The organism is Pantoea sp. B9002 (assembly GCF_013385945.1).
Lineage (GTDB): Bacteria > Pseudomonadota > Gammaproteobacteria > Enterobacterales > Enterobacteriaceae > Pantoea.
Genome location: NZ_JACAPA010000033.1, coordinates 116570 through 139354, shown reverse-complemented (window position 1 = coordinate 139354; position 22785 = coordinate 116570). Strand labels below are relative to the sequence as shown.

The following is a 22785-nucleotide window of genomic DNA, read 5'->3' as shown; positions in this document are numbered from 1 at the left end:
ATTTACGGTTGTTTCGCCGGTTGCTGGCGATCCAGCCACTGATTCAGACGCGACTTCGCTTCGCTTTGCAACTGCTGACGCACCACGTCATCCACCGGCAACGAGTACTGCAGATTATTCCAGCCGCCATACATGCGCAGCGGAATAGTTTGCTGGTTCAGCAGCGCGGCTAATTTGTCGTCGCCCTGCCAGCCGCGCAGCATCATATTAATGGTGACGTCGAGCTGCTGTTTAACCATATCGACATTGCCTTTGGTCTGCACCGCCAGACGACTGTTGCCGCCCTGCAGATCCGGCAAGCTGAAGATGCCTTGCTTGAGACTGACGCGCCCACTCAACTGCTGAATGCCCTGATCGTCGGGCTGATCGTTGGTGACACGATTACTGACGCGCGCCACCGCACGACGCACCATCTGCTGCAGATTCAGCTGCGAAAGCTGTAAATTGGTCGCTTCCAGATCCGCACTGCCCTGCCAGTTACGTTTTGCCTCTTCGATGCTTAATCCAGCGCCGCTCACATCGCCTTTCAGTGAAACCGTGCCTTGCAGCGTTTCTGGCAGTTCCAGCGCTTTCAGCAGCGGCGCAATGGCGATGTTATCCAGCTCAGGCTGGAATGCCACTTGCGTCACCGGTTTGCGGATATCTACCGAACCGGGAACGGAGAAATGGCCTTCGCCAAATTTGCCTTGCAGCTTACTTAGCGTCATCAAACCTTGCTGATTGCTGGCGTCGAGCTGCAAGTTGGTCAGCGTCAGGCCGCGCCACACGCTGCTATCGGCGGTGAGGTTGAGGGTCAAATCCAGCTGATTCAGCGGCGAGTCGCTGTTGTCACGCATCCGCGGCTCCGCAATCACTGGCGTGCTCACCACGTTGGCACGCTGCGGCGCGCTGCTATCGGTCACCGGTGCATTTGCCATCAACGCGTCGATGTTTAAACTGGTGGCATGCAGCACCAGATTAAGCTGCTGCGGCAGCGCCAGACGTCCCTCGGCGCTGCCATCCAGTGCGCTGTCATTGGCGGTAAGCTGCATCTTCTGTAAGGAGAATCGCTGATTGTCGCCGTTCCATTCGCCCTGACCGCTCAAGGTACCTTTAATCCCCTGCGTCGGCAGATTGGCACCGTCGATGGCGTAATTCAGCTCATCCAGCTGCCCGACCAGACGATGTGGATACTGCGCCACATTCATCTGCCCTTTGAGATTGACGCTGACGTTGCGCTGATTACGTGAAATTCGGGTAGCCAGATTGATGCTGGCCTGTTTGCTGGCATCCTGATCGAGGTTGAGATTGAGGTCGCGGAAATTATATTCGTCGCCGCCGGGCTGCTGCCAAATCAGCAGGCTGTCGGCAAGACGCAGTTTGCCAATGTTGAATGACCAGCCGTTATTGCTGCTGCTCACCGGCTCGGCATCGCCCGGCCCCACCGGCGCGCCGGTGGGCTTTTGCGCGGCGCTGTCTGGCGTGACGCGGATGATGGCGTTTTTCAACATCACCTGACTGACGCTCAGCTGATGCGACAACAGCGGCCAGAGATTGACATCCAGCCGCATATTATCGGCGGTGACCATCGGCTGCGTGGCGCCAGGCGCGGTCAGACTCATGCGCCCGGCGAGAATGCTGAGCTGCGGCCAGACGTGCCAGCGCAGATCGCCGCTTACCTGAAGCTGATAACCACTGCGCTGTTCAACCTGCTTTACCATGTAGGTACGAAAGTCGTTGGGATTGACCAGCAACACCAATGCCGTCATGCCCGCTACGACCACCACTAACAGGATGGCCAGCGTTGTTATCACTCTTCTCATCAAATCCTCATTGCCTTCATACTTCAAGTTGCAGCAGCGTTGGCTGCGCTCGCTCACCCCAATCACTCGCTGATGTAAGCTCCCGGGGATTGACTCGCTTGCCGTTTTGCTGCATCTCGAAGTATTTTGGCAAGCATTTTTTAGTCAGTCTTTGTCGATGCGGCTGGCATCCGCGCCCTGCTGACCACGATATTTGGCATCTTCGCGACGGTTATACGGTCGCGCAGCCGGGCCCGACAGCGGCTCAAAGCTCAATGCACCAATTAACATGCCTGGACGCAGCGCCAGCGGCAGTTTGCCTGAGTTATAGAACTCCAACACGATGCGACCTTGCCAACCTGGATCGATACGGTGCGCCGTGACGTGCACCATCAAACCCAGGCGCGCCAGCGAAGAGCGGCCATCCAGCCAGCCGACCAGATCGTCGGGAATGGTGACCGATTCCAGCGTTACCGCCAGCGCCAGTTCGCCAGGATGCAGGAAAAAGGCTTCGCCTTCCGGCAGCACAATCTCATCACTCATCACGCGATCCAGCGCGGCACTGACTTCGTGCTTTGGACCACTCAAATCAATAAATGCCGCCGTGTGTCCGCTAAAGGTGCGGAACTGGTTGCCGAGGCGTACATCCACCGTGGCACCGTTGATGCGTTCCACTGGCGGGCGCGGCTCAATCGCCAACTTTCCGTTGTCCAGCCAGGCTTCAATATCGCGATCGCATAATCTCATCGCAGGTACTCCATGAATTAAGTGTAGCGAATGGCTACGACAGCGCGTCACGCCGGGGCGGACGCCATGTCGTCAAAGATACTGATTAATCTTGGCCTTGAGGATATCAATCGCGATACGGTTTTTTCCGCCGCGCGGCACAATGATGTCAGCGTACTGCTTGGAAGGTTCAATAAACTGCAGGAACATCGGACGCACGGTCTTCTGATACTGGCTCATCACCGAATCCATGGAGCGACCGCGCTCATTCACATCGCGCTTCATGCGGCGCATCAAACAGATATCCAGCGGCGTATCGACGAAGATGGAGAAATTCATCTCCTGACGCAGGCGCGCATCGGTTAACAACAGGATGCCTTCGAGGATGATAACTTTCTTCGATTTGAGATGAATACAGTCGCTGGTGCGGGTGTGCTCAACATAGCTGTAAACCGGCAACTCGATTTCCTGACCGGCTTTAAGCGCGCGCAGGTGCTGCAACAACAGATCATGATCCATCGCACTCGGATGGTCATAGTTGGTTTTCACCCTCTCTTCCATGGTGAGGTGGCTCTGATCTTTATAGTAGGCATCTTCGGGGATCACACCGATATGCTCGTCACCGACCTGGTCACGGATTTCACGATAGAGCGTGCTGGCGATAAGACTTTTTCCGGATGCGGATGCACCTGCGATGCCAACGATCACGCACTGATGAGACTTGTCAGTCATACTTTTTTAAGACCTGATAACTGGAGCCTGTCTAAGCCGAAGCTGCAACGGGCCGAATGAGAGGGTTAGTTGGCGGCAATTATAGGTATTTCACCGGTTTGATGCCAGAGAAATGGGCCAACGGCTTTTCAGATTATCCCCTTTTGCAGCCAGACGCTTAATCGATACACTGTTCATCTGCCAACACTGAAGCGAGCGTTGGCACTCCGAATGTAGCCGCAAGGAAAAGTATGAGCTGGAAAACCCTGACCTATTTTGGCGACAGCATGTTGCTGATCCCGACCGCGGTGATCATCGCGCTGGTATTGCCATGGAAAAGCGACAACCGCCAAACCGTCTGGTATTGGGTGCTGGCGTTTGGTCTGGCTGGCCTGGTGGTGAGCGTCTCGAAAATCCTGTTTCTCGGCTTTGGCATTGGTAGCGCCAGATTCAACTTTACCGGCTTCAGCGGTCACAGCGCGATGTCCGCCACGCTCTGGCCGGTGATGATGTGGCTGATCTCCGGCCGCTGGTCGCCGCGCTGGCGCCTGTTTACCATTGGTATCGGCTATCTGATCCCATTGATGGTCGGCCTGTCGCGCCTGGTAATCCACGCGCACTCTAAAAGCGAAGTGCTGGCGGGCCTGATGCTCGGCTTCACGCTCAGCACCGCGTTTCTGCTGACGCAGCGCCGTACTTCACTAAAGGGCTTTAGCCTGCCGCAGATTGGCGTCGCGCTGCTGGTGCCGCTGTTGCTGCTGGGTCACGGCCGCGTTGCCACCACGCAACAGTTCCTCGAACGCTTCTCTGCCAATCTTGCCGGCTTAGAAAAGCCGTTTACCCGCGCCGATCTTTTTCGCTAACACCGTTTGGCCCTTTGCGCGCAAAGGGCAAATCAATTCAGTGAATAACGACTAAAGTCGAATTCCCCGCAGATATCTCAAACAGATGTGCTAGCATGCAAAACAGTGATTGATTGGCGCATTTTCCATCGTGAATCAGGTGCGCGCAGCTGGATTCTTGCATGACCCTCGAGATACTAACTTCACAGGAAAGACCACAGCGAACCTGGCTCAATGCCTTGCTCATTGGCGGTCTCACTTTTCTACTGACGCTATTTTGCCTGGAACTGATTGTTGTCAGTGGCCGTATTTCTCCGCTTTGGTACTCCACCGCGCTGATGACGGTGATCGTGTTTCGCGCCCACTCCAAACACGTTCCCTTGCTGCTGCTCGCCTGCGTACTGGGTACAGCGCTGGCGAATCTGATCATTATTGGTCCCGCGCTCAGCAATATTAAGTTCGCCATCTTAAATATGGTGCAGGCGATTCTGGGCGGCGTAATGCTGCGCGCGTTGCTCGATCGCCGCGCCCCGCTCAATTCGTTGCTCGACTGGGTGCGCTTTGCCCTGTGCGCCGGCCTGATTGCGCCGCTGTTAGGTGGCGTCGTGGCATTGTGGATGTTGCATGTTGGCAGCAACGCGTCATTGCCCTTCTTCTCGACGTGGGTGATTTCTGAAGTGATTGGCGTGCTGGCGTTTGGTCCGGTGTTATTACTGTGGCCAAATAAACCGCTGCGCCAGATTTTAACGCCAGGCCGTCAGCTGGAAACCTGCCTGACGCTGCTCGGCACGCTGCTCGCCAGCTATTTATCGCTGCGTTTTCTGCCGTGGCCCTTCACCTTTATTGTGGTGATTCTTTTTTGGTGCTCGGTGCGGCTGCCGAAGTTCGAAGCGTTTCTGCTGTTCTTCCTCAACGCCAGTTTCATCTCGATTCTGCTGGCCTTTAACTGGGTCAACCTGGCGCAAAACGGCATGCTGCTCGGCCAGGTCAGCACCTGGCTGCCGTTCCTGTTGGTGCTGCTGCCGAGCCACGTGATGGCGCTGGTGATGGATGCCTTCCAGCGCGAAAAGCATCATATCAGCGAGAGTGAAACCCGCTTCCGTAACGCCATGGAATACTCCGCGATCGGCATGGCGCTGGTTTCGCCAAATGGCGGCTGGCAGCAGGTGAATCAGTCGCTGTGCCAGACGCTGGGTTTCCCGGCCGATGAACTGAAAAAACTCACCTTCCAGCAAATCACCCATCCCGACGATCTCAACAGCGATTTGCAGCAGCTGGAGCGATTGGTGGCGGGTGAAATCATGACCTACACCATGGAAAAGCGCTATTTCCGCAAGGATGGCGAGATCGTCTGGGCGCGCCTGACGGTGTCGATGGTGCGCGACGCCGCGCAACAGCCGCACTACTTCATCGCGCAGATTATCGATATCTCCGAACTGAAGCAGAGCGAGCAGGTTAATCGCCGCCTGATGGAGCGCATCACGCTGGCCAACGAAGCCGGCGGCATCGGCGTGTGGGAGTGGAATCTGCTGACCGGCGAGATGTTGTGGGACAAGCGCATGTACGAGCTATTTGGCTTAAGTCCGCATCAGACGCCCACCTACGATCTGTGGGTGCATCTGCTCGATCCGGCCGAGCGGGAAACCGCTGCGCTGGTGGTGCAGCAGGCCATCGAACGCCGCAGCGCTTTCCAGCTGGAATACCGCATTAATTTACCAGAAGGCCCGCGCTACGTGCGCTCTGAGGCCAACCGCATTCTGAGTCAGGATGGGCAGATCGAACGCATGCTCGGCATCTGTCAGGACATCACGCCGCTGCGCGCGCTGAATGAAGCGCTGTTCCAGGAAAAAGAGCGTATGGCGATTACCCTCGACTCCATCGGCGAAGCGGTGATCAGCACCGATGATGAAATGCGCGTCACCTTTATGAATCCGGTAGCTGAAACGCTGAGCGGCTGGCCACAGGAAAAAGCTGCGGGCGTAGCGATTACCGAGCTGCTTAACATCACGCGCGGCGCGAGCGGCCCGCGCGTTGATAATTTGCTGCTGTGCCAGCTCCCGGGCGAAAAAATCTCCCCCGATCTCGACGAAGAGCTGGTGCTGCACACGCCAGACGGAACGCGCGTGGAAATTCACTACAGCATCACGCCGCTGAAAACCCTGACCGGCGCCAGCATCGGCGCGGTGATGGTTATTCAGGACGTCAGTGAATCACGCAAGGTGATGAAACGCCTGAGCTACAGCGCTTCACACGACATGCTGACGCGGCTGCCCAATCGTCACAGCTTCGAGCAGCGTTTGAAGCAGTTGGTAAACGATGCGGCGAACAACAATACTCAGCACGTATTGGTGTTTATCGATCTGGATAAATTCAAAGCGGTGAACGATACCGCCGGACACGCCGCCGGTGATGCGCTGCTGCGCGAACTGGCAGAGCTGATGCCGCATCATCTGCGCAGCAGCGATATGCTGGCGCGTCTGGGCGGCGACGAGTTTGGCGTGCTGCTGCCGAATTGCGAAGTGGATCAGGTGCGCGAGGTGGTGCAGCGTATCGTTACCGCCGTGAGCGAATACCGCTTTATGTGGCTGGATCAGCCTTATCACGTCGGCGCGAGTGCCGGCATCACGCAAATTGATCAACGCAACTGCATCAGCAATGTGGTGATGTCACAGGCCGATGTCGCCTGTTACAGCGCAAAACACGCGGGCCGTGGTCAGTATCACGTTTATCAGGAAGTGCAGATGTAATCTGCCACGTCTGCCCATTGCCAGCCCGCGCTGGCTGCGCTAAAGTCGCCCCCTTTTTTCCGGCATGGGGGATAAATATGTTTATCGGATTCGATTACGGCACAGCAAACTGCTCAATTGCGGTCAGCGATAGTGGCACGCCGCGCCTGCTGACACTGGAGAATGGTCAGCGCCTGCTTCCCTCCATGATTTGTGCGCCAACGCGCGAAGCGATCAGCGAATGGCTGCATCGCCATCATCAGGTGCCAACGCCCGACAGCGAAGGCACCGCCTTATTGCAGCGTGCGCTGCGCTATAACCGCGAAGAAGATATCGACGTCACGCCGGGCAGCGTGCAGTTCGGTTTGACGGCGCTGCAGCAATATATGGTCGATCCCGAAGAAGTGTGGTTCGTGAAGTCACCGAAATCCTTCCTCGGCGCTAACGGCCTGAAGCCGCAGCAGATCGCTTTCTTTGAAGATCTGGTGTGCGCCATGATGCTGCACATTCGTCAGCAGGGCGAAACCCAGCTCGATCGACCGATTGAGCAAGCGGTGATTGGTCGCCCGATTAACTTCCAGGGTTTAGGCGGCGAAGAGGCTAACCAGCAGGCGCAAGGCATTCTGCTGCGTGCGGCACAGCGCGCCGGTTTCCGTGATGTCGAGTTCCAGTTTGAGCCGGTGGCGGCGGGCCTCGATTTCGAAGCCACGCTGCAGAAAGAGACGCGCGTATTAGTCGTCGATATCGGCGGCGGCACCACCGACTGCTCGATGCTGCTGATGGGGCCGGAATGGCGTCATAAAACCGATCGCCGAGAAAGTTTGCTCGGCCACAGCGGATGCCGCGTGGGCGGGAACGATCTCGACATTATGCTGGCGTTTAAAACCCTGATGCCGCTGCTGGGCCTCGGTGGCAATACGCAGAAAGGCACCGCGCTGCCCGCGCTGCCGTGGTGGAATGCGGTGGCGATCAACGACGTTCCGGCACAGAGCGACTTCTATTCCGCGGCCAGCGGCAAACAGCTGCGCGATTTGATTCGCGATGCCGAACACAGCGACAAAGTGGCGCACCTGCTGAAAGTGTGGCAGCAGAAGCTGAGCTATCGTCTGGTGCGTGCGGCGGAAGAGAGCAAGATTGCGCTGTCGGATGTGAAAGAGACCGATGCCTCGCTGGCGTTTATCGCCGCGCAATTGCAGGCGCAAATCAGCGCTGCGCAGCTCGAAGAGGCGATCAACCAACCGCTGGAACGCATTCTGGAGCAAGTGCATCTGGCGCTCGCCACCTGCGAAACCAAGCCGGAAGTGATTTATCTCACCGGCGGTAGCGCACGTTCTCCGGTGTTGCGCGCGGCGTTACAACAAGCGCTGCCCGATACGCCTATCGCCAGCGGCGATGACTTCGCCTCGGTGACCGCCGGCCTCGCCCGCTGGGCCGAAGTGATGTTCAGATAATCCCCTCTCCCGCTTGCGGGAGAGGGTTAGGGTGAGGGCCAGACCGCTCCGTGCGATTATCCCCTCACCCTGCCCTCTCCCAAGGGGAGAGGGAAAGCCACAGATTCTGCCAGATTAGAAATTCACGTTCGCACTGATCCCACCCACAAACGCATCTTTCACTTCACTCACCGCACCCGGCGCGACCACATACTGCAGGTTCGGACGCAGCTGCAGCCATTTGGTCAACTGCGCGTTGTAGTAAATCTCATAGTTGTACTCTGAGCCATCCTGAATCGGCAGATAGGTTGGGCTATTGAAGTCGGTCTCGCCGTTAGCGTTGTTCTGCTCACGCTGCGAACGCGTGTAAGCGCTGTTAACGTGAATACGTGCCGCACCAACACCAATCTCATCCTGCGGACGCGCATCAAACGGCCCTTTCCAGGTGAAGCTCACCGACTGATAATTATCAGTTTTCGAGGTTTTGTGGTCGTTCATCACCGCTTGAACGGTGATGCCCAAGCCACGGCTGGCATCGCCACCCTGCGCGGTCAGCTGCTGTTGCAACAGCACGTAGCCGCCGTAAGCGTGATCCTGGCTTTGATAGGCACCATCGCGCCAGCTGCCGTAGTTGTCGCCGTTAGCCGAAGAGTAGTAATAGCCGATGCGATAATTACCCGGCAGCTTGTCGGCGCCTAACGTCGGTTTCCAGCCCAACTCTACCGGCACCAGATTGCCTTCGGAGTTGCTGGTATCGAGACGGAAGCCGTCGCCGCGATCGTAGTTGGCGCGGTTCTGGTTATAGAAGCCCACCTGGAAGAACACCTCAGGCGTGATATTCACCTTCACGCGGCCGCCCCATTGGGACACCGGCCAGTTGAACCAGCGATCGCCACGCCAGTTACCTGCCTGGCCGCTACCGAACGCCAGGTTCTGGAACTTACTGTCAAAGTTATCGAAATCTTCACCCACGGTGACGCGACCCGCTTTCAGGTTCACGGTGTTATCGAACAGACCTTTGCTCAACCAGAACTGGGTTAAACGCCAGGTTTGGCCGCGTCCGTACACTTCCTGAGTGGAGGACAACATGCCGGTACGACGATCGGCGACCTGATCGGAGATGTTCTGACCATTACGATCGGTAATCGTCATCTGGAATTGCGCATCTTGCCAGTTGAGCAGTTTTTCCAGGTCGAAGTTAGCGCCAAACGCCCACTGATCGCTGTAGCGCATCGAGGTGTTGGTATCGGCGCCGCCCGCCAGATTGGAGCCGCTTTCCATGGTGTAGTTAACGTCGAATTTAATGCCGTCATTTTCCAGCTGCGTTCGGTAACCGCCCCAATCACCAAACATATAGGGAGAGTCGTAACTGAAAGCATCAGCGGCCAGCGCAGATGCACTCAGCATCGCAAACATCAGGGTTCCCGCTGCCAGGCGGGGTAAATGCTGCACTGCTTCTTTTCTGTTCATGATGGTTATTCTTATATGAAGTTACTGGAATGGATCGAACAGAGGATAGTGCTGAGGATTTGTCAGTTTTTGCAAATATGTGCGCAGTTTACCGCAGGTTGATAGTGCGTTAGCGCAATTGTGACGTCGGTCGATGATTGAAAATCTTTTGCGGGAAATGGCACTTTTTGTGAGGCAGAGCAGAAAAAAGGCGGGACGCCGCAGCGTCCCTGAAAACATTACAGTTTGCTGGCGCTCGCCAGCTCTTCAATCTCTTGCTTGCTCAGTTCCAGCTGGGTAGCTTTCACCAGTTCATCCAGCTGCTCCAGCGACGTGGCGCTGACAATCGGGGCGGTAATGCTCGGACGGGCAATCTGCCACGCCAGCGCCACCTGCGTTGCCGACACATCGTGCGAGGCGGCGACATCTTCCAGCGCTTCAACAATGCGCTTGCCGCGTTCATTCAGATATTTATCGACGATGCCCTGCCCGCGCTTACTTTTGCTGGCATCTTCTGGCTTTTTGTACTTACCGCTGAGGAAGCCGCTGGCCAGCGAATAGTAGTTAATCACGCCGAGGCCGTTTTTCACCGCAACCTGCTCCAGACCGCTTTCATACTCCTGACGATCGTAGAGATTGTACTCCGGCTGCAGGGTTTCATAGCGCGCCAGGCCATGTTGCTTGCTCACATCCAGCGCTTCCTGCAGACGTTGAGCGTTGTAGTTAGAGGCGCCAATCGCACGCACTTTGCCCTCTTTGATCAGCGAATCGAAGGCTTTCAGCGTGTCCAGCAGCGGCGTGGTGTCATCATCGCGGTGCGCCTGATAAAGATCGATGACGTCGGTTTGCAGGCGGCGCAGCGAATCTTCTACCGCCTGACGAATGTAAGCCGGCTTAAGGCCGGTTTTCTCTGGCGATAACTCCATGCCGACTTTGGTAGCCAGCACGATGCTGTCGCGCTTGCCGCTTTTCTTCAACCATTTACCGATGATGGTTTCCGATTCGCCACCTTCGTTACCCGGCGCCCAGCGCGAATAAACGTCGGCGGTATCGATGAAGAACAAGCCTTTCTCCACCAGCGCATCCAGCAGGGAAAACGAGGTTTTCTCATCCACCGTCCAGCCAAATACGTTGCCGCCAAAGGTGAGACGGGGAACTTCAATACCGCTGTCGCCAAGCTGGCGGAGTTTCTGTTGACTCATTTTGTTCTCCTTATTCAAACGAGACAGGTCTGCATTGAGCTTAGCAAAGGAAATCGCCGCGCTTATGCGTATTCCTCGCAGAATATTTACAGAATATGAATACTTACCTTCACTGGGGCGATATTCTTATTTCCTTCAATTTTTGCCCGGTCCGGGCGACTACAATCATTCGTTTGCGCAGTGGCCGTTTTACTACGCACTTGGGGAATACGAAACCGCTGGAGAGCACACACCTTGATGAACCGTCGAATTAAAACAAGCTTACTGGCCGTAGCCGTGATTGCCGTGCTGGCAGGCGGATATTATTGGTGGCAGCATCCAGCGGAACCGAATAAACAGCCGCAGGCCGAAGGTCAGCAGCATCGTGGGCGCGGCGCAGGCGGCGGTGCGCGCCGTCCGTTAGCGCCGGTTCAGGCGGCAAGCGCCACCACGCAAAGCGTGCCCTACTACCTCAGTGGCCTCGGCACCGTCACCGCCGCCAACACCGTTACGGTGCGCAGTCGCGTTGACGGACAGCTGATGGCGCTGCACTTCCAGGAAGGGGAGCAAGTGGCCGCTGGCGCGCTGCTGGCGGAAATCGATCCGCGTCCTTATCAGGTGGCGTTAACTCAGGCGCAGGGCCAACTGGCAAAAGACCAGGCCACGCTCGCCAACGCACGCCGCGATCTCAACCGCTATGAAAAACTGGCGAAAACCTCGCTGGTGTCACAGCAGGAACTCGATACGCAACGTTCGCTGGTGAGCGAAACGCTCGGCACCATTAAAGCCGATGAAGGCAACGTCGCCAGCGCCCAGCTCAATCTGACTTACAGCCGCATTACCGCGCCGATTGGTGGACGCGTCGGCTTGAAGCAGGTTGATGTCGGCAACTACATCACGTCCGGCGATACCACCGGTTTAGTGGTGATCACCGAAACGCATCCAATTGACGTGGTGTTCAGCGTCGCCGAGAACAACATCAGCCAAATCCTCAAGGCGCAGAAAAGCGGACAGCCGCTGATCGTCGAAGCCTGGGATCGTAGCAACAAAACGCTGCTGACCAGCGGCACGCTGTTGAGCCTCGATAACCAGATTGATGCCACCACCGGCACCATCAAGCTCAAAGCACGCTTCAGCAACGAAGATGACACGCTGTTCCCTAACCAGTTTGTCAATGCGCGTCTGAAAGTGGATACCTTGCAGGATGCAGTGGTGATCCCCACCGCTGCGCTGCAGATGAGCAACGACGGTCACTTTGTCTGGGTGGTCAACAGCGACAACAAAGTGAGCAAGAAACGCGTCACCGCCGGTTTGCAGGATAGCCAGAAAGTGGTGATCAGCGCGGGCCTCGAAGCGGGCGATCGCGTGGTGACCGACGGACTTGATCGCCTGACGGAAGGCGCCACCGTTGAAGTGGTGGCGCCACAAAGCGCCGCAACGCACAGCACGCGCGCTGCGCAGCCCGCACGCGGAGAGCGTCAATAATGCAGGTGATGCCTCCTGACAACAGCGGTGGACCTTCGCGCCTGTTTATTCTGCGCCCGGTCGCCACCACGCTGCTGATGATCGCCATTCTGTTAGCCGGCGTGCTCGGCTACCGTTTTTTGCCAGTCTCCGCGTTGCCTGAAGTCGATTATCCGACCATTCAGGTGGTCACGCTCTATCCCGGCGCCAGCCCTGATGTAGTGACCTCCTCGATTACCGCGCCGCTGGAACGCCAGTTTGGCCAGATGTCTGGCCTGAAGCAGATGGCGTCGCAGAGTTCGGGCGGCGCGTCGGTGGTGACATTGCAGTTCCAGCTGACGCTGCCACTGGATGTTGCCGAGCAGGAAGTGCAGGCGGCGATCAACTCCGCCACCAATCTGCTGCCGAGCGATCTGCCGAATCCGCCGGTCTACAGCAAAGTGAATCCGGCCGATCCACCGATCATGACGCTCGCCGTTACCACCACCAGCATGCCGCTCACGCAGGTGCAGGACATGGTGGAAACGCGCGTGGCGCAGAAGATTTCTCAGGTTTCGGGCGTGGGTTTAGTGACGCTGTCGGGCGGGCAACGTCCTGCGGTGCGCGTGAAGATGAACACCCAGGCGCTGGCCGCGCTCGGCCTGACCAGCGAATCGGTGCGCACCGCCATTACCAACGCCAACGTCAACTCGGCGAAAGGCAGCCTCGACGGCCCAACGCGCTCAATTACGCTGTCGGCCAACGACCAGATGACCTCGGCGGAAGACTATCGCAAGCTGATCATCAGCTATAACAACGGCGCGCCGGTGCGACTGGGCGATGTGGCCACCATCGAACAAGGTGCCGAGAACAGCTGGCTGGGCGCATGGGCGAACCGTCAGCAGGCGATTGTGCTCAACGTGCAGCGCCAGCCCGGCGCTAACATCATCGCCACCGCCGATAACATTCGCGCCATGCTGCCCGGTTTAACCGCCACGCTGCCGAAATCGGTAGATGTGAAACTGCTTACCGACCGCACCACCAACATCCGCGCTTCGGTCAGCGATACCCAGCACGAACTGATTCTGGCGATGGGTTTGGTGGTGATGATCATCTACCTGTTCCTGCGTAACGTTCCGGCGACCATCATTCCTGCCGTCGCCGTGCCGCTGTCGCTGGTCGGCACCTTTGCCGCGATGTATTTCCTCGGTTTCTCGATCAACAACCTGACGCTAATGGCGCTGACCATCGCCACCGGATTTGTGGTCGATGACGCCATCGTGGTGATCGAGAACATCTCGCGCTATATCGAAAAAGGCGAAAAGCCGATGACGGCGGCGCTGAAAGGCGCGGGCGAGATTGGCTTCACCATTATCTCCCTCACCTTCTCGCTGATTGCGGTGCTGATCCCGCTGCTGTTTATGGGCGATGTGATTGGCCGCTTGTTCCGCGAATTCGCCGTGACGCTGGCGGTGGCGATTTTGATATCCGCCGTGGTGTCGCTGACGCTGACGCCGATGATGTGCGCCCGCATGTTAAGCGCCGAATCGCTGCGCAAGCAGAATCGCTTCTCGCGTGCCAGCGAAGCGATGTTTGACCGCATTATTGCCAGTTACGGGCGCGGCTTGACGCGCGTGCTGCTGCATCCGTGGATCACCTTATCGGTAGCGCTCGGCACCTTGCTGATCACCGTGTTGCTGTGGATCGTAATCCCCAAAGGCTTCTTCCCGCAGCAGGATAACAGCATTATTCAGGGCACTTTGCAGGCGCCGCAGTCGGTCTCTTACGCCAACATGGCTGAGCGCACGCGCGATGTCGCCTCGATCATCATGAAAGATCCGGCGGTGCAGAGCATGACCTCGTTTGTCGGCGTCGATGGCACCAACGCCGCGCTCAACAGCGCGCGCCTGCAAATCAACCTGAAGCCGCTGAATGAACGTGACGATCGCATTCCGGCCGTGCAGCAGCGCTTGCAACAGGCGTTAGCCAAAGTGCCGGGCATTTCGCTGTGGCTGCAACCGGTGCAGGATTTGACCATTGATACCCAGGCGAGCCGCACGCCGTACCAGTTCACGCTGCAATCCGGTTCGCTGGAGTCGCTGAGTTTGTGGGTGCCGAAACTGCTGGAGCAACTCAACACGCTGCCACAACTGCGCGACGTCAGCAGCGACTGGCAGGATCAAGGTCTGGAAGCTTTTGTACGTGTCGATCGTGACAGCGCCAGCCGCCTCGGCATCAGCATGGCCGACGTGGATAACGCGCTGTATAACGCCTTTGGCCAGCGCCTGATCTCGACCATTTACACCCAGGCCAACCAATATCGCGTGGTGCTGGAACAGAACAGCGATGCCACGCCGGGACTGGCGAGCCTTGACGGCATTCGCCTGACCAGCAGCGACGGCGGCAGCGTGCCGCTCAGCGCCATCGCGCAGATTGAGGAGCGCCACGCCGCGCTCAGCATCAACCATCTCGATCAGTTCCCGTCGGCGACCTTCTCGTTTGATGTCGCGGAAGGGTATTCGCTGGGCGATGCGGTCAAGGCGGTGAGCGCAGCGGAAGATCAGGTCGGCATGCCCGCCGAAATGATGACGCAGTTCCAGGGCAGCACGCTGGCCTTTGAAGCGGCGCTGTCCAGCACCGTGTGGCTGATCGTGGCGGCGGTGGTGGCGATGTATATCGTGCTCGGCGTGCTGTATGAGAGCTTTATCCATCCAATCACCATTCTCTCGACGCTGCCCACCGCCGGTGTCGGCGCGCTGCTGGCGCTGATGCTGAGCGGCAACGAGCTGGATATCATCGCCATCATCGGCATTATCTTGCTGATCGGTATCGTGAAGAAAAACGCCATCATGATGATCGATTTCGCGCTGGCAGCGGAACGTGAGCAAGGCATGCCGCCGCGCGAGGCGATTTATCAGGCGTGCTTGCTGCGTTTCCGTCCGATTCTGATGACCACGCTGGCGGCGCTGCTCGGTGCGCTGCCACTGATGCTGAGCACCGGCGTTGGCGCCGAGTTGCGTCGTCCGCTGGGGATCGCCATGGTGGGCGGTTTAGTGGTGAGCCAGGTGCTGACGCTGTTCACCACGCCGGTGATCTATCTGTTGTTTGATCGCCTGTCGCACGCTACGCGCCGTCGCTTCAAGCGCTCGGAGGCGCAGTCGTGAAGTTTTTCGCGCTGTTTATCCATCGCCCGGTCGCCACCACCTTGCTGACGCTGGCGATTGCGCTGGCCGGTATTCTCGGCTTCCGCCTGCTGCCGGTGGCGCCGCTGCCGCAGCTGGATTTCCCGGTGATTTTGATCTCGGCTTCGCTGCCCGGTGCGTCGCCGGAAACCATGGCGGCATCGGTGGCAACGCCGCTGGAGCGCTCGCTTGGGCGTATCGCAGGCGTCAGTGAAATGACCTCCACCAGCTCGCTGGGCAGCACGCGCATCATTCTGGTGTTCGATTTTGATCGCGACATCAACGGTGCGGCGCGCGATGTGCAGGCGGCGATCAACGCCGCGCAAAGCCTGCTGCCGACCGGCATGCCGAGCCGTCCCAGCTATCGCAAAGCCAACCCTTCCGATGCGCCGATCATGATCCTGACGCTGACCTCGGACATTTATAATCCCGGTCAGCTGTATGATTACGCCTCAACGCAATTGGCGCAGAAGCTGTCGCAGATTGAGGGTGTGGGCGATGTGACGGTCGGCGGCAGTTCGCTGCCGGCGGTGCGTGTCGAACTCAATCCGCAGGCGCTGTTCAATCAGGGCGTGTCACTGGATGCGGTGCGCACCGCCATCAGCAACGCCAACCAGCGCCGTCCGCAGGGCGCGATTGATGACGTGCAGCAGCGCTGGCAGTTACGTACCAACGGAGAATTGCAAACCGCCAGCGAATATCAGCCGCTGGTGGTGCACTACAACAACGGTGCGGCGGTGCGCCTCAGCGATGTCGCTAACGTGCAGGATTCGGTGCAGGACGTGCGCAACGCCGGGATGACCAACGGTAAAGCGGCGGTGCTGCTGGTGGTGCGTAAATCGCCGGAAGCTAACATCATTGATACTGTCGATCGCATTCGTGGCGAATTGCCGGAACTGCATGACGTGATCCCCGCTGCCATCGATCTGCAAATTGCGCAGGACCGCTCGCCGACGATTCGCGCCTCGCTGCATGAAGTGGAGCAATCGCTGATCATCGCCGTGGCGCTGGTGATTCTGGTGGTGTTTGCCTTCCTGCGCGACTGGCGCGCCACGCTGATCCCCGCCGCTGCGGTGCCGGTCTCGCTGATTGGCACCTTCGCCGCCATGTATCTGTGCGGCTTTAGCCTGAATAACCTGTCGCTGATGGCGTTAACCATCGCCACCGGTTTTGTTGTCGATGACGCGATTGTGGTGCTGGAGAACATTGCGCGTCACGTCGAAGCGGGCATGAAGCCGCTGCAGGCGGCGCTGACCGGCGTGCGCGAGGTCGGTTTTACCGTGCTGTCGATGAGCCTGTCGCTGATCGCCGTGTTCCTGCCGCTGCTGATGATTGGCGGCATTATTGGCCGCTTCTTCTCGGAGTTCGCCATTACGCTGTCGGTGGCGATTCTGATCTCGCTGTTTATCTCGGTCACGCTGACGCCGATGATGTGCGCTTATCTGCTCAAGCCGCAGATCAAACGCAGCCAACCGCGTATTCGTGGTTTCGGCAAGCTGCTGATGAAGGTGCAAAACGGCTACGCGCGCTCATTGAGCTGGGTGCTGAATCACGCCATTTGGGTGCTAATGTTGCTGCTCGGCACCGTGGCGCTCACCGTGTGGCTGTTCATCTCGATCCCGAAAACCTTTATGCCGGAGCAGGATACCGGCCGCTTACAAGGTTTTATCTCGGCGGATCAGAGCATTTCGTTCCAGGCGATGCGCGGCAAACTGCAGGATTTCATGAACATCATCAAAGCCGATCCGGCGGTGGATAACGTCACCGGCTTTACCGGCGGTTCACGCACCAATAGCGGCTCGATGTTCGTCTCGCTCAAGCCACTCTCCGAGCGCAGCGAAAGCGCGCAGGAAGTGATCGCCCGGCTGCGTATCAAGCTGGCGAAAGAGCCCGGCGCCAATCTCTATCTCAACGCGGTGCAGGACATTCGTATTGGCGGACGTGAGTCCAACGCCAGCTATCAGTACAGTTTGCTGTCGGATAACCTGAATGACCTGCGCGAATGGGAGCCGAAAATCCGTCAGGCGTTCGCCGCCCTGCCCGAGCTGGCGGACGTCAACTCGGATCAGCAGGACAACGGCAGCGAAATGAACCTGACTTACGACCGTGAAAGCATGGCGCGGCTCGGCATCGATGTGTCTGCCGCTAACGCCCTGCTGAATAACGCCTTTGGTCAGCGCCAGATCTCCACCATTTATCAGCCGCTTAACCAGTACAAAGTGGTGATGGAAGTCGACCCGCGCTACACCCAGGACATCAGTTCGCTCGATCAGATGTTTGTGATTAACAGCGACGGCAAAGCGATTCCGCTGAGCTGGTTTGCCAAGTGGCAACCGGCCAACGCGCCGCTGTCGGTGAACCACGAAGGCTTGTCGGCGGCATCCACTATTTCGTTCAACCTGCCGGAAGGCGTATCGCTGTCGCAGGCGTCTGAAGCTATCGATCGCACCATCACCGCGCTAGGCGTGCCCGCCAGCGTGCGCGGCAGCTTTGCCGGCACTGCGCAGGTGTTCCAGCAGTCGCAATCCAATCAGCTCTACCTGATGCTGGCGGCGATTGCGGCGGTGTATATCGTGCTGGGCATTCTGTATGAGAGCTACGTGCATCCGCTGACCATCCTCTCCACGCTGCCGTCGGCGGGCGTCGGTGCGCTGCTGGCGCTGGAGCTGTTCAACACCCCGTTTAGCCTGATTGCGCTGATAGGCATTCTGCTGCTGATCGGTATCGTAAAGAAAAACGCCATCATGATGGTCGACTTCGCGCTGGATGCCGAGCGCAACGGCAATCTGTCGCCGCGCGACGCGATTTTCCAGGCGTGCCAGCTGCGTTTCCGCCCGATTCTGATGACCACGCTCGCCGCGCTGTTTGGCGCACTGCCGCTGGTGCTGACCAGCGGTGACGGCGCGGAGCTGCGTCAGCCGCTCGGCATCACCATCGCCGGGGGTTTGGTGATGAGCCAGCTGTTGACGCTCTATACCACGCCGGTGGTCTATTTGATGATGGATAAGCTGCGGCGGCGTAAGAAAAAGGTTCAGCTGATAGCTGAATGACTTGCTACACACGCTTGCTATGTAGCATCAAGAGCGTAAACTTTAACCAGTTCATCACTGAGGAGGTTTATATGTCACAAGGTACCGTGTTCACCAGCAACAGGACGCAAAACGTTCGCATTCCAGCAGACGTTCGTTTTCCTGATGATGTGAAAAACGTCACCGTCAGAGCGAATGGCAAGGAGCGAATCCTCACGCCCATAGAGAACGCCTGGGACAGTTTTTTCCTCGACGGTCCGACGGTGAGCGATGATTTTATGGATGAGCGCGCTTCGCAGGAACAATCTGAGCGGGAAGCGTTTTAATGCATCGCTACATGCTGGATACCAATATTGTTATCTACGTCATCAAGCGGCGGCCCATTGAGGTGCTCGAACGTTTCAACGCCAATGTGGGCCGTATGGTTATTTCGACGATCACGCTGGCAGAGCTGTTCCATGGCTCAGAAAAGAGCGCCTTTCCAGAGCGGAACTTACGCATCGTTGAAGATTTTGTCTCACGTCTTGATGTGCTTAATTACGATGCCAAAGCGGCTTTCCACTATGGCGCTATCCGCGCAGAACTGGAGAAAAATGGCACGCCTATCGGTTTGAACGATCTCCATATCGCCGCTCATGCCCGCAGTGCCGCCCTGACGTTGGTATCGAACAATTTGCGTGAGTTTTCACGCGTGAATGGGCTGATCTGCGAAAACTGGATCTGACATAACGGGTACTTGCATGTCACCTCAAAACGCCACCGTGCGCTGGCAGCTGTGGATCGTCGCGTTTGGCTTTTTTATGCAGGCGCTGGATACCACCATCGTCAACACCGCGATCCCGTCGATGGCGCGCGATCTCAACGTCAGCCCGCTGAATATGCACTCGGTGATCGTCTCCTATGTGCTGACCGTGGCGATTACGCTGCCGATCAGCGGCTGGCTGGCGGACCGTTTTGGCGTGCGCAATATCTTCTTCTGCGCCATCGTGCTGTTCAGCATCGGCTCGCTGCTGTGCGCCTTCTCCGCCACGCTGGATGAGCTGATTATGGCGCGCGTGGTGCAAGGCATTGGTGGCGCGATGATGGTGCCGGTGGGCCGGTTAACGGTGATGAAAATTGTGCCGCGCGAGCAATATATGTCGGCGATGACCTTCGTCACCACGCCGGGACAAATTGGTCCGCTGCTCGGCCCGGCGCTGGGTGGGATTCTGGTGCAGTACGCCAGCTGGCACTGGATTTTCCTGATCAACATTCCGGTTGGCATCATTGGCGCGATTGCCACGCTGACGCTGATGCCGAATTACACCATGCAGACGCGGCGCTTCGATTTCCTCGGCTTTGTGCTGCTGGCCGTCGGCATGGCGACCTTAACGCTGGCGCTGGATGGCCAGCGCAGCTCCGGCGGATCGCCGCTGTTGCTCGGCTTACTGATTCTGGTTGGGGTGTTTTCGCTACTGTTCTACCTGATGCACGGCCGCAACAACGATAACGCGCTGTTTAGCCTGAAACTGTTTGATAACCGCATCTATTCGATTGGCCTGATCGGCAGTTTTACCGGCCGCATCGGTAGCGGCATGCTGCCGTTTATGACGCCAATTTTCCTGCAGGTCGGCCTCGGCTATAGCCCTTTCCACGCCGGATTGATGATGATTCCAATGGTGCTCGGCAACATGGGCACCAAACGCGTGGTGGTGCGTATCGTCAACCTGTTCGGCTATCGCAATGCGCTGGTCGGCGCGACCCTGGCGCTGGCGTTAGTGGTGCTGCTGTTCCCGCTGGTGGCGCTGCTGGGCTGGATCTGGCTGCTGCCGGTGGTGTTATTGCTGCAGGGCATGGTCAACGCCATCCGCTTCTCTTCGATGAACACGCTGACGCTCAAAGAGCTGCCGGACGATCTGGCTTCCAGCGGTAACTCGTTGTTGTCGATGATCATGCAGTTGTCGATGAGTATTGGCGTCACCGTGGCCGGTTTGCTGTTGGGCGCATTTGGCCACGGCGTGGTAACCGACAGCGCGGCGGCGCATCAAACCTTCATTTACACCTATCTGTGCATGGCGCTGGTGATTGCGCTGCCGGCGCTGGTGTTCTGGCGCGTACCGAAGGATGTCAGTAAAAACGTTGACCTTAGAGGCAGGAGCAAAGGATGAAGCGGCCAGTAAAATGGGGCATTGGCGCCAAGCTGTTTGCGGCGATTTTTTCCACCTGCATGCTGGTGATCATCACCATGCATTGGGGCGTGCGGCTCAGCTTTGAGCACGGCTTTGTGGATTACATCAAAAAAGGCAACGAGCAGCGCTTAACCCTGCTGAGCGACGCGCTGGCCGATCAGTATGAGCAGCACGGCAGCTGGGATTTTCTGCGCACCAATGACAAGCTGATTTTTTCTATTTTGCGCTCGCTGGAGCAGAATCCGGGCAGCGTTAATCAGTTACCGCCGCACGGCTGGCGCACGCAGTTCTGGATTATCGATCAGCAATACAAAGTGCTGTCAGGGCCGCGTCAGCCGGTGCCGCCGGAAGGTACCAGGCGCAATATCACCACCAGCAACGGCAAGATTGTTGGCTGGGTGATTGCCTCACCGGCCGAACGTCTGACGCGCAGCACCGATATCAACTTTGATCAGCAGCAGCGACGTACCAGCTGGATGATCGTGGCGCTGACCGGTTTACTCGCCGCGCTGGTCACCTGGCTGCTGGCGCGCGGTTTACTGGCACCGGTGAAACGGCTGGTGGATGGCACGCACCATCTGGCGGCGGGCAATTTCGCTACCCGCGTGGAAGTGGGCAGCAGCGACGAACTCGGTCAACTGGGCCGCGACTTCAACCAGCTCGCCAGCTCGCTGGAGAAGAACGAAAGCAACCGCCGCGCCTTTATGGCCGACATCTCCCATGAACTGCGCACGCCGCTGGCGATTCTGCGCGGTGAGCTGGAAGCGATGCAGGATGGCGTGCGCAAGCTGACGCCGGAAGCCATCAGCTCGCTACAAAGCGAAGTGGTGGTTCTCACCAAACTGGTTGACGATCTGCATCAGCTGTCGCTATCCGATGCGGGTGCCCTCGCCTATCGCAAGCAGCCGGTTGATCTGGTTAATCTGCTGGAAGTGGTGGCCGGCAGCTTCGGCGAACGTTATCGCAGCCGCGGCTTGGCGCTTAATCTGGCGTTGCCTGCACAGGCGCACAGCTTTGGCGATCCCGATCGCCTGATGCAGCTGTTCACCAATTTGCTGGAAAACAGCCTGCGTTACACCGACAGCGGCGGCGCAGTGCAGCTCTCGATGCAGCTGGCGGGCGAAAACTGGCAGCTGCGGTTTGCAGACAGTGCGCCGGGCGTTGATCCTGCCCATCAGGCACAATTATTTGAACGATTTTTCCGCGCTGAAAGTTCACGCAATCGCGCCAGCGGCGGCTCTGGGCTTGGCCTCGCGATCTGTAAAAACATCGTGGAAGCGCATGACGGCAGCATCAGTGCGGATCACTCTGATTTAGGTGGACTGCAAATCACGCTAAACTTGCCGTATGTTCCTCACTAGACGCCACTTATGAGCCCGGAAAATAGCGATCCTCTGATCCTTGTTGTAGAAGATGAACCCAAACTGGCGCAGCTGATGATTGATTATCTGCAGGCGTCCAACTATCGCACGCACCACATTGCCGACGGTAACGAGGCGTTGAGCTACGTTCAGCACACGCCGCCGGATCTGATGCTGCTGGACTTGATGCTGCCCGGCCGCGACGGCTTAACGCTGTGCCGCGAAATTCGCCGCTTCTCCGAACTGCCGATCATCATGGTGACCGCGCGCACCGAAGAGATTGATCGTCTGCTGGGGCTGGAAATCGGCGCTGATGACTATATCTGCAAGCCGTTCAGCCCGCGTGAAGTGGTGGCGCGCGTCAAAACCATTTTGCGCCGCGTCAAACGTTCGCCGGAAGAGGCGCAGCAGGAATCGCATCTGCATATTGATGAGAGCCGCTTTCAGGCCAGCTGGCGTGAACAGCAGCTGGAGCTGACGCCCGCCGAATTTCGTCTGCTGAAAACGCTGGCGCTGGAGCCAGGAAAAGTGTTCTCGCGCGAGCAGTTGCTCAATCATCTCTACGACGATTACCGCGTGGTCACCGATCGCACCATCGACAGCCACATCAAAAACCTGCGCCGCAAGCTGGAAAGCCTCGATGCGGAACAGCCGTTTATTCGCGCGGTGTACGGCATGGGTTATCGCTGGGAAGCGGACGTCTGCCGCTTGCTGTAGCCTGCAACGGCTTACATTGATCCAGGTCAATTTACATCG

Annotated in this window: 16 protein-coding genes; 11 read left to right on the top strand and 5 right to left on the bottom strand. The window is 57.9% G+C overall.

The window, feature by feature from the left end:
- Positions 1-2: 2 nt before the first annotated feature.
- From asmA to udk, 3 genes are all read right to left on the bottom strand, one after another.
- Positions 3-1802 (bottom strand): outer membrane assembly protein AsmA, encoded by a 1800-nt coding sequence (gene asmA / locus HX773_RS16470; protein ID WP_176972412.1) that lies wholly within the window; start codon positions 1800-1802, stop codon positions 3-5.
- 144 nt (positions 1803-1946) lie between these two features.
- Positions 1947-2528: a dCTP deaminase gene (gene dcd, locus HX773_RS16465; protein ID WP_007888946.1), complete on the bottom strand. Its 582-nt coding sequence runs from the start codon at positions 2526-2528 to the stop codon at positions 1947-1949.
- A gap of 72 nt (positions 2529-2600) precedes the next feature.
- Positions 2601-3239, bottom strand: a complete 639-nt coding sequence (gene udk / locus HX773_RS16460; protein WP_008104883.1) for a uridine kinase — start codon at positions 3237-3239, stop codon at positions 2601-2603.
- A gap of 230 nt (positions 3240-3469) precedes the next feature.
- On the opposite strand from udk, the gene HX773_RS16455 reads away from it, so the two are divergent.
- The 3 genes from HX773_RS16455 to yegD all read left to right on the top strand — a co-directional run bounded on the left by HX773_RS16455 (position 3470) and on the right by yegD (position 8237).
- Positions 3470-4081, top strand: a complete 612-nt coding sequence (locus HX773_RS16455) for a phosphatase PAP2 family protein (RefSeq protein WP_176972411.1) — start codon at positions 3470-3472, stop codon at positions 4079-4081.
- A gap of 161 nt (positions 4082-4242) precedes the next feature.
- Positions 4243-6807 (top strand): diguanylate cyclase, encoded by a 2565-nt coding sequence (locus HX773_RS16450; protein WP_176972410.1) that lies wholly within the window; start codon positions 4243-4245, stop codon positions 6805-6807.
- 77 nt (positions 6808-6884) lie between these two features.
- Positions 6885-8237 carry a molecular chaperone gene (gene yegD, locus HX773_RS16445; RefSeq protein ID WP_176972409.1) on the top strand — a complete coding sequence of 451 codons (1353 nt, stop codon included), beginning with the start codon at positions 6885-6887 and terminating at the stop codon, positions 8235-8237.
- A gap of 114 nt (positions 8238-8351) precedes the next feature.
- On the opposite strand, the gene HX773_RS16440 is transcribed toward yegD, so the two are convergent.
- Positions 8352-9686, bottom strand: coding sequence for a carbohydrate porin (locus tag HX773_RS16440; protein ID WP_176972408.1), 1335 nt, complete (start codon positions 9684-9686; stop codon positions 8352-8354).
- A gap of 218 nt (positions 9687-9904) precedes the next feature.
- Positions 9905-10867, bottom strand: coding sequence for an aldo/keto reductase (locus tag HX773_RS16435; RefSeq protein ID WP_176972407.1), 963 nt, complete (start codon positions 10865-10867; stop codon positions 9905-9907).
- A 237-nt stretch (positions 10868-11104) separates the two neighbouring features.
- On the opposite strand from HX773_RS16435, the gene HX773_RS16430 reads away from it, so the two are divergent.
- The 8 genes from HX773_RS16430 (at position 11105) to baeR (ending at position 22746) form a co-directional block, all read left to right on the top strand.
- A complete protein-coding gene (locus HX773_RS16430) occupies positions 11105-12331 on the top strand; it encodes an MdtA/MuxA family multidrug efflux RND transporter periplasmic adaptor subunit (protein ID WP_176972439.1) in 1227 nt (408 codons plus the stop codon).
- On the top strand, positions 12331-15453 hold the full coding sequence (locus tag HX773_RS16425; protein ID WP_176972406.1) for an MdtB/MuxB family multidrug efflux RND transporter permease subunit: 3123 nt from the start codon (positions 12331-12333) through the stop codon (positions 15451-15453). The genes HX773_RS16430 and HX773_RS16425 overlap by 1 nt, the downstream gene beginning before the upstream one ends.
- A complete protein-coding gene (gene mdtC, locus HX773_RS16420; protein ID WP_176972405.1) occupies positions 15450-18521 on the top strand; it encodes a multidrug efflux RND transporter permease subunit MdtC in 3072 nt (1023 codons plus the stop codon). Before HX773_RS16425 ends, mdtC begins: the two co-directional genes overlap by 4 nt.
- A gap of 71 nt (positions 18522-18592) precedes the next feature.
- Positions 18593-18826, top strand: a complete 234-nt coding sequence (gene vapB / locus HX773_RS16415; RefSeq protein ID WP_176972404.1) for a type II toxin-antitoxin system VapB family antitoxin — start codon at positions 18593-18595, stop codon at positions 18824-18826.
- Entirely contained in the window at positions 18826-19224 is a 399-nt protein-coding gene (locus HX773_RS16410; RefSeq protein ID WP_137386130.1) for a type II toxin-antitoxin system VapC family toxin, read from the top strand. Before vapB ends, HX773_RS16410 begins: the two co-directional genes overlap by 1 nt.
- A gap of 16 nt (positions 19225-19240) precedes the next feature.
- Positions 19241-20647: a multidrug transporter subunit MdtD gene (mdtD, locus tag HX773_RS16405; protein WP_176972403.1), complete on the top strand. Its 1407-nt coding sequence runs from the start codon at positions 19241-19243 to the stop codon at positions 20645-20647.
- On the top strand, positions 20644-22029 hold the full coding sequence (gene baeS / locus HX773_RS16400) for a two-component system sensor histidine kinase BaeS (protein ID WP_176972402.1): 1386 nt from the start codon (positions 20644-20646) through the stop codon (positions 22027-22029). The genes mdtD and baeS overlap by 4 nt, the downstream gene beginning before the upstream one ends.
- A gap of 9 nt (positions 22030-22038) precedes the next feature.
- Positions 22039-22746 (top strand): two-component system response regulator BaeR, encoded by a 708-nt coding sequence (gene baeR, locus HX773_RS16395; protein ID WP_176972401.1) that lies wholly within the window; start codon positions 22039-22041, stop codon positions 22744-22746.
- Positions 22747-22785 lie beyond the last annotated feature (39 nt).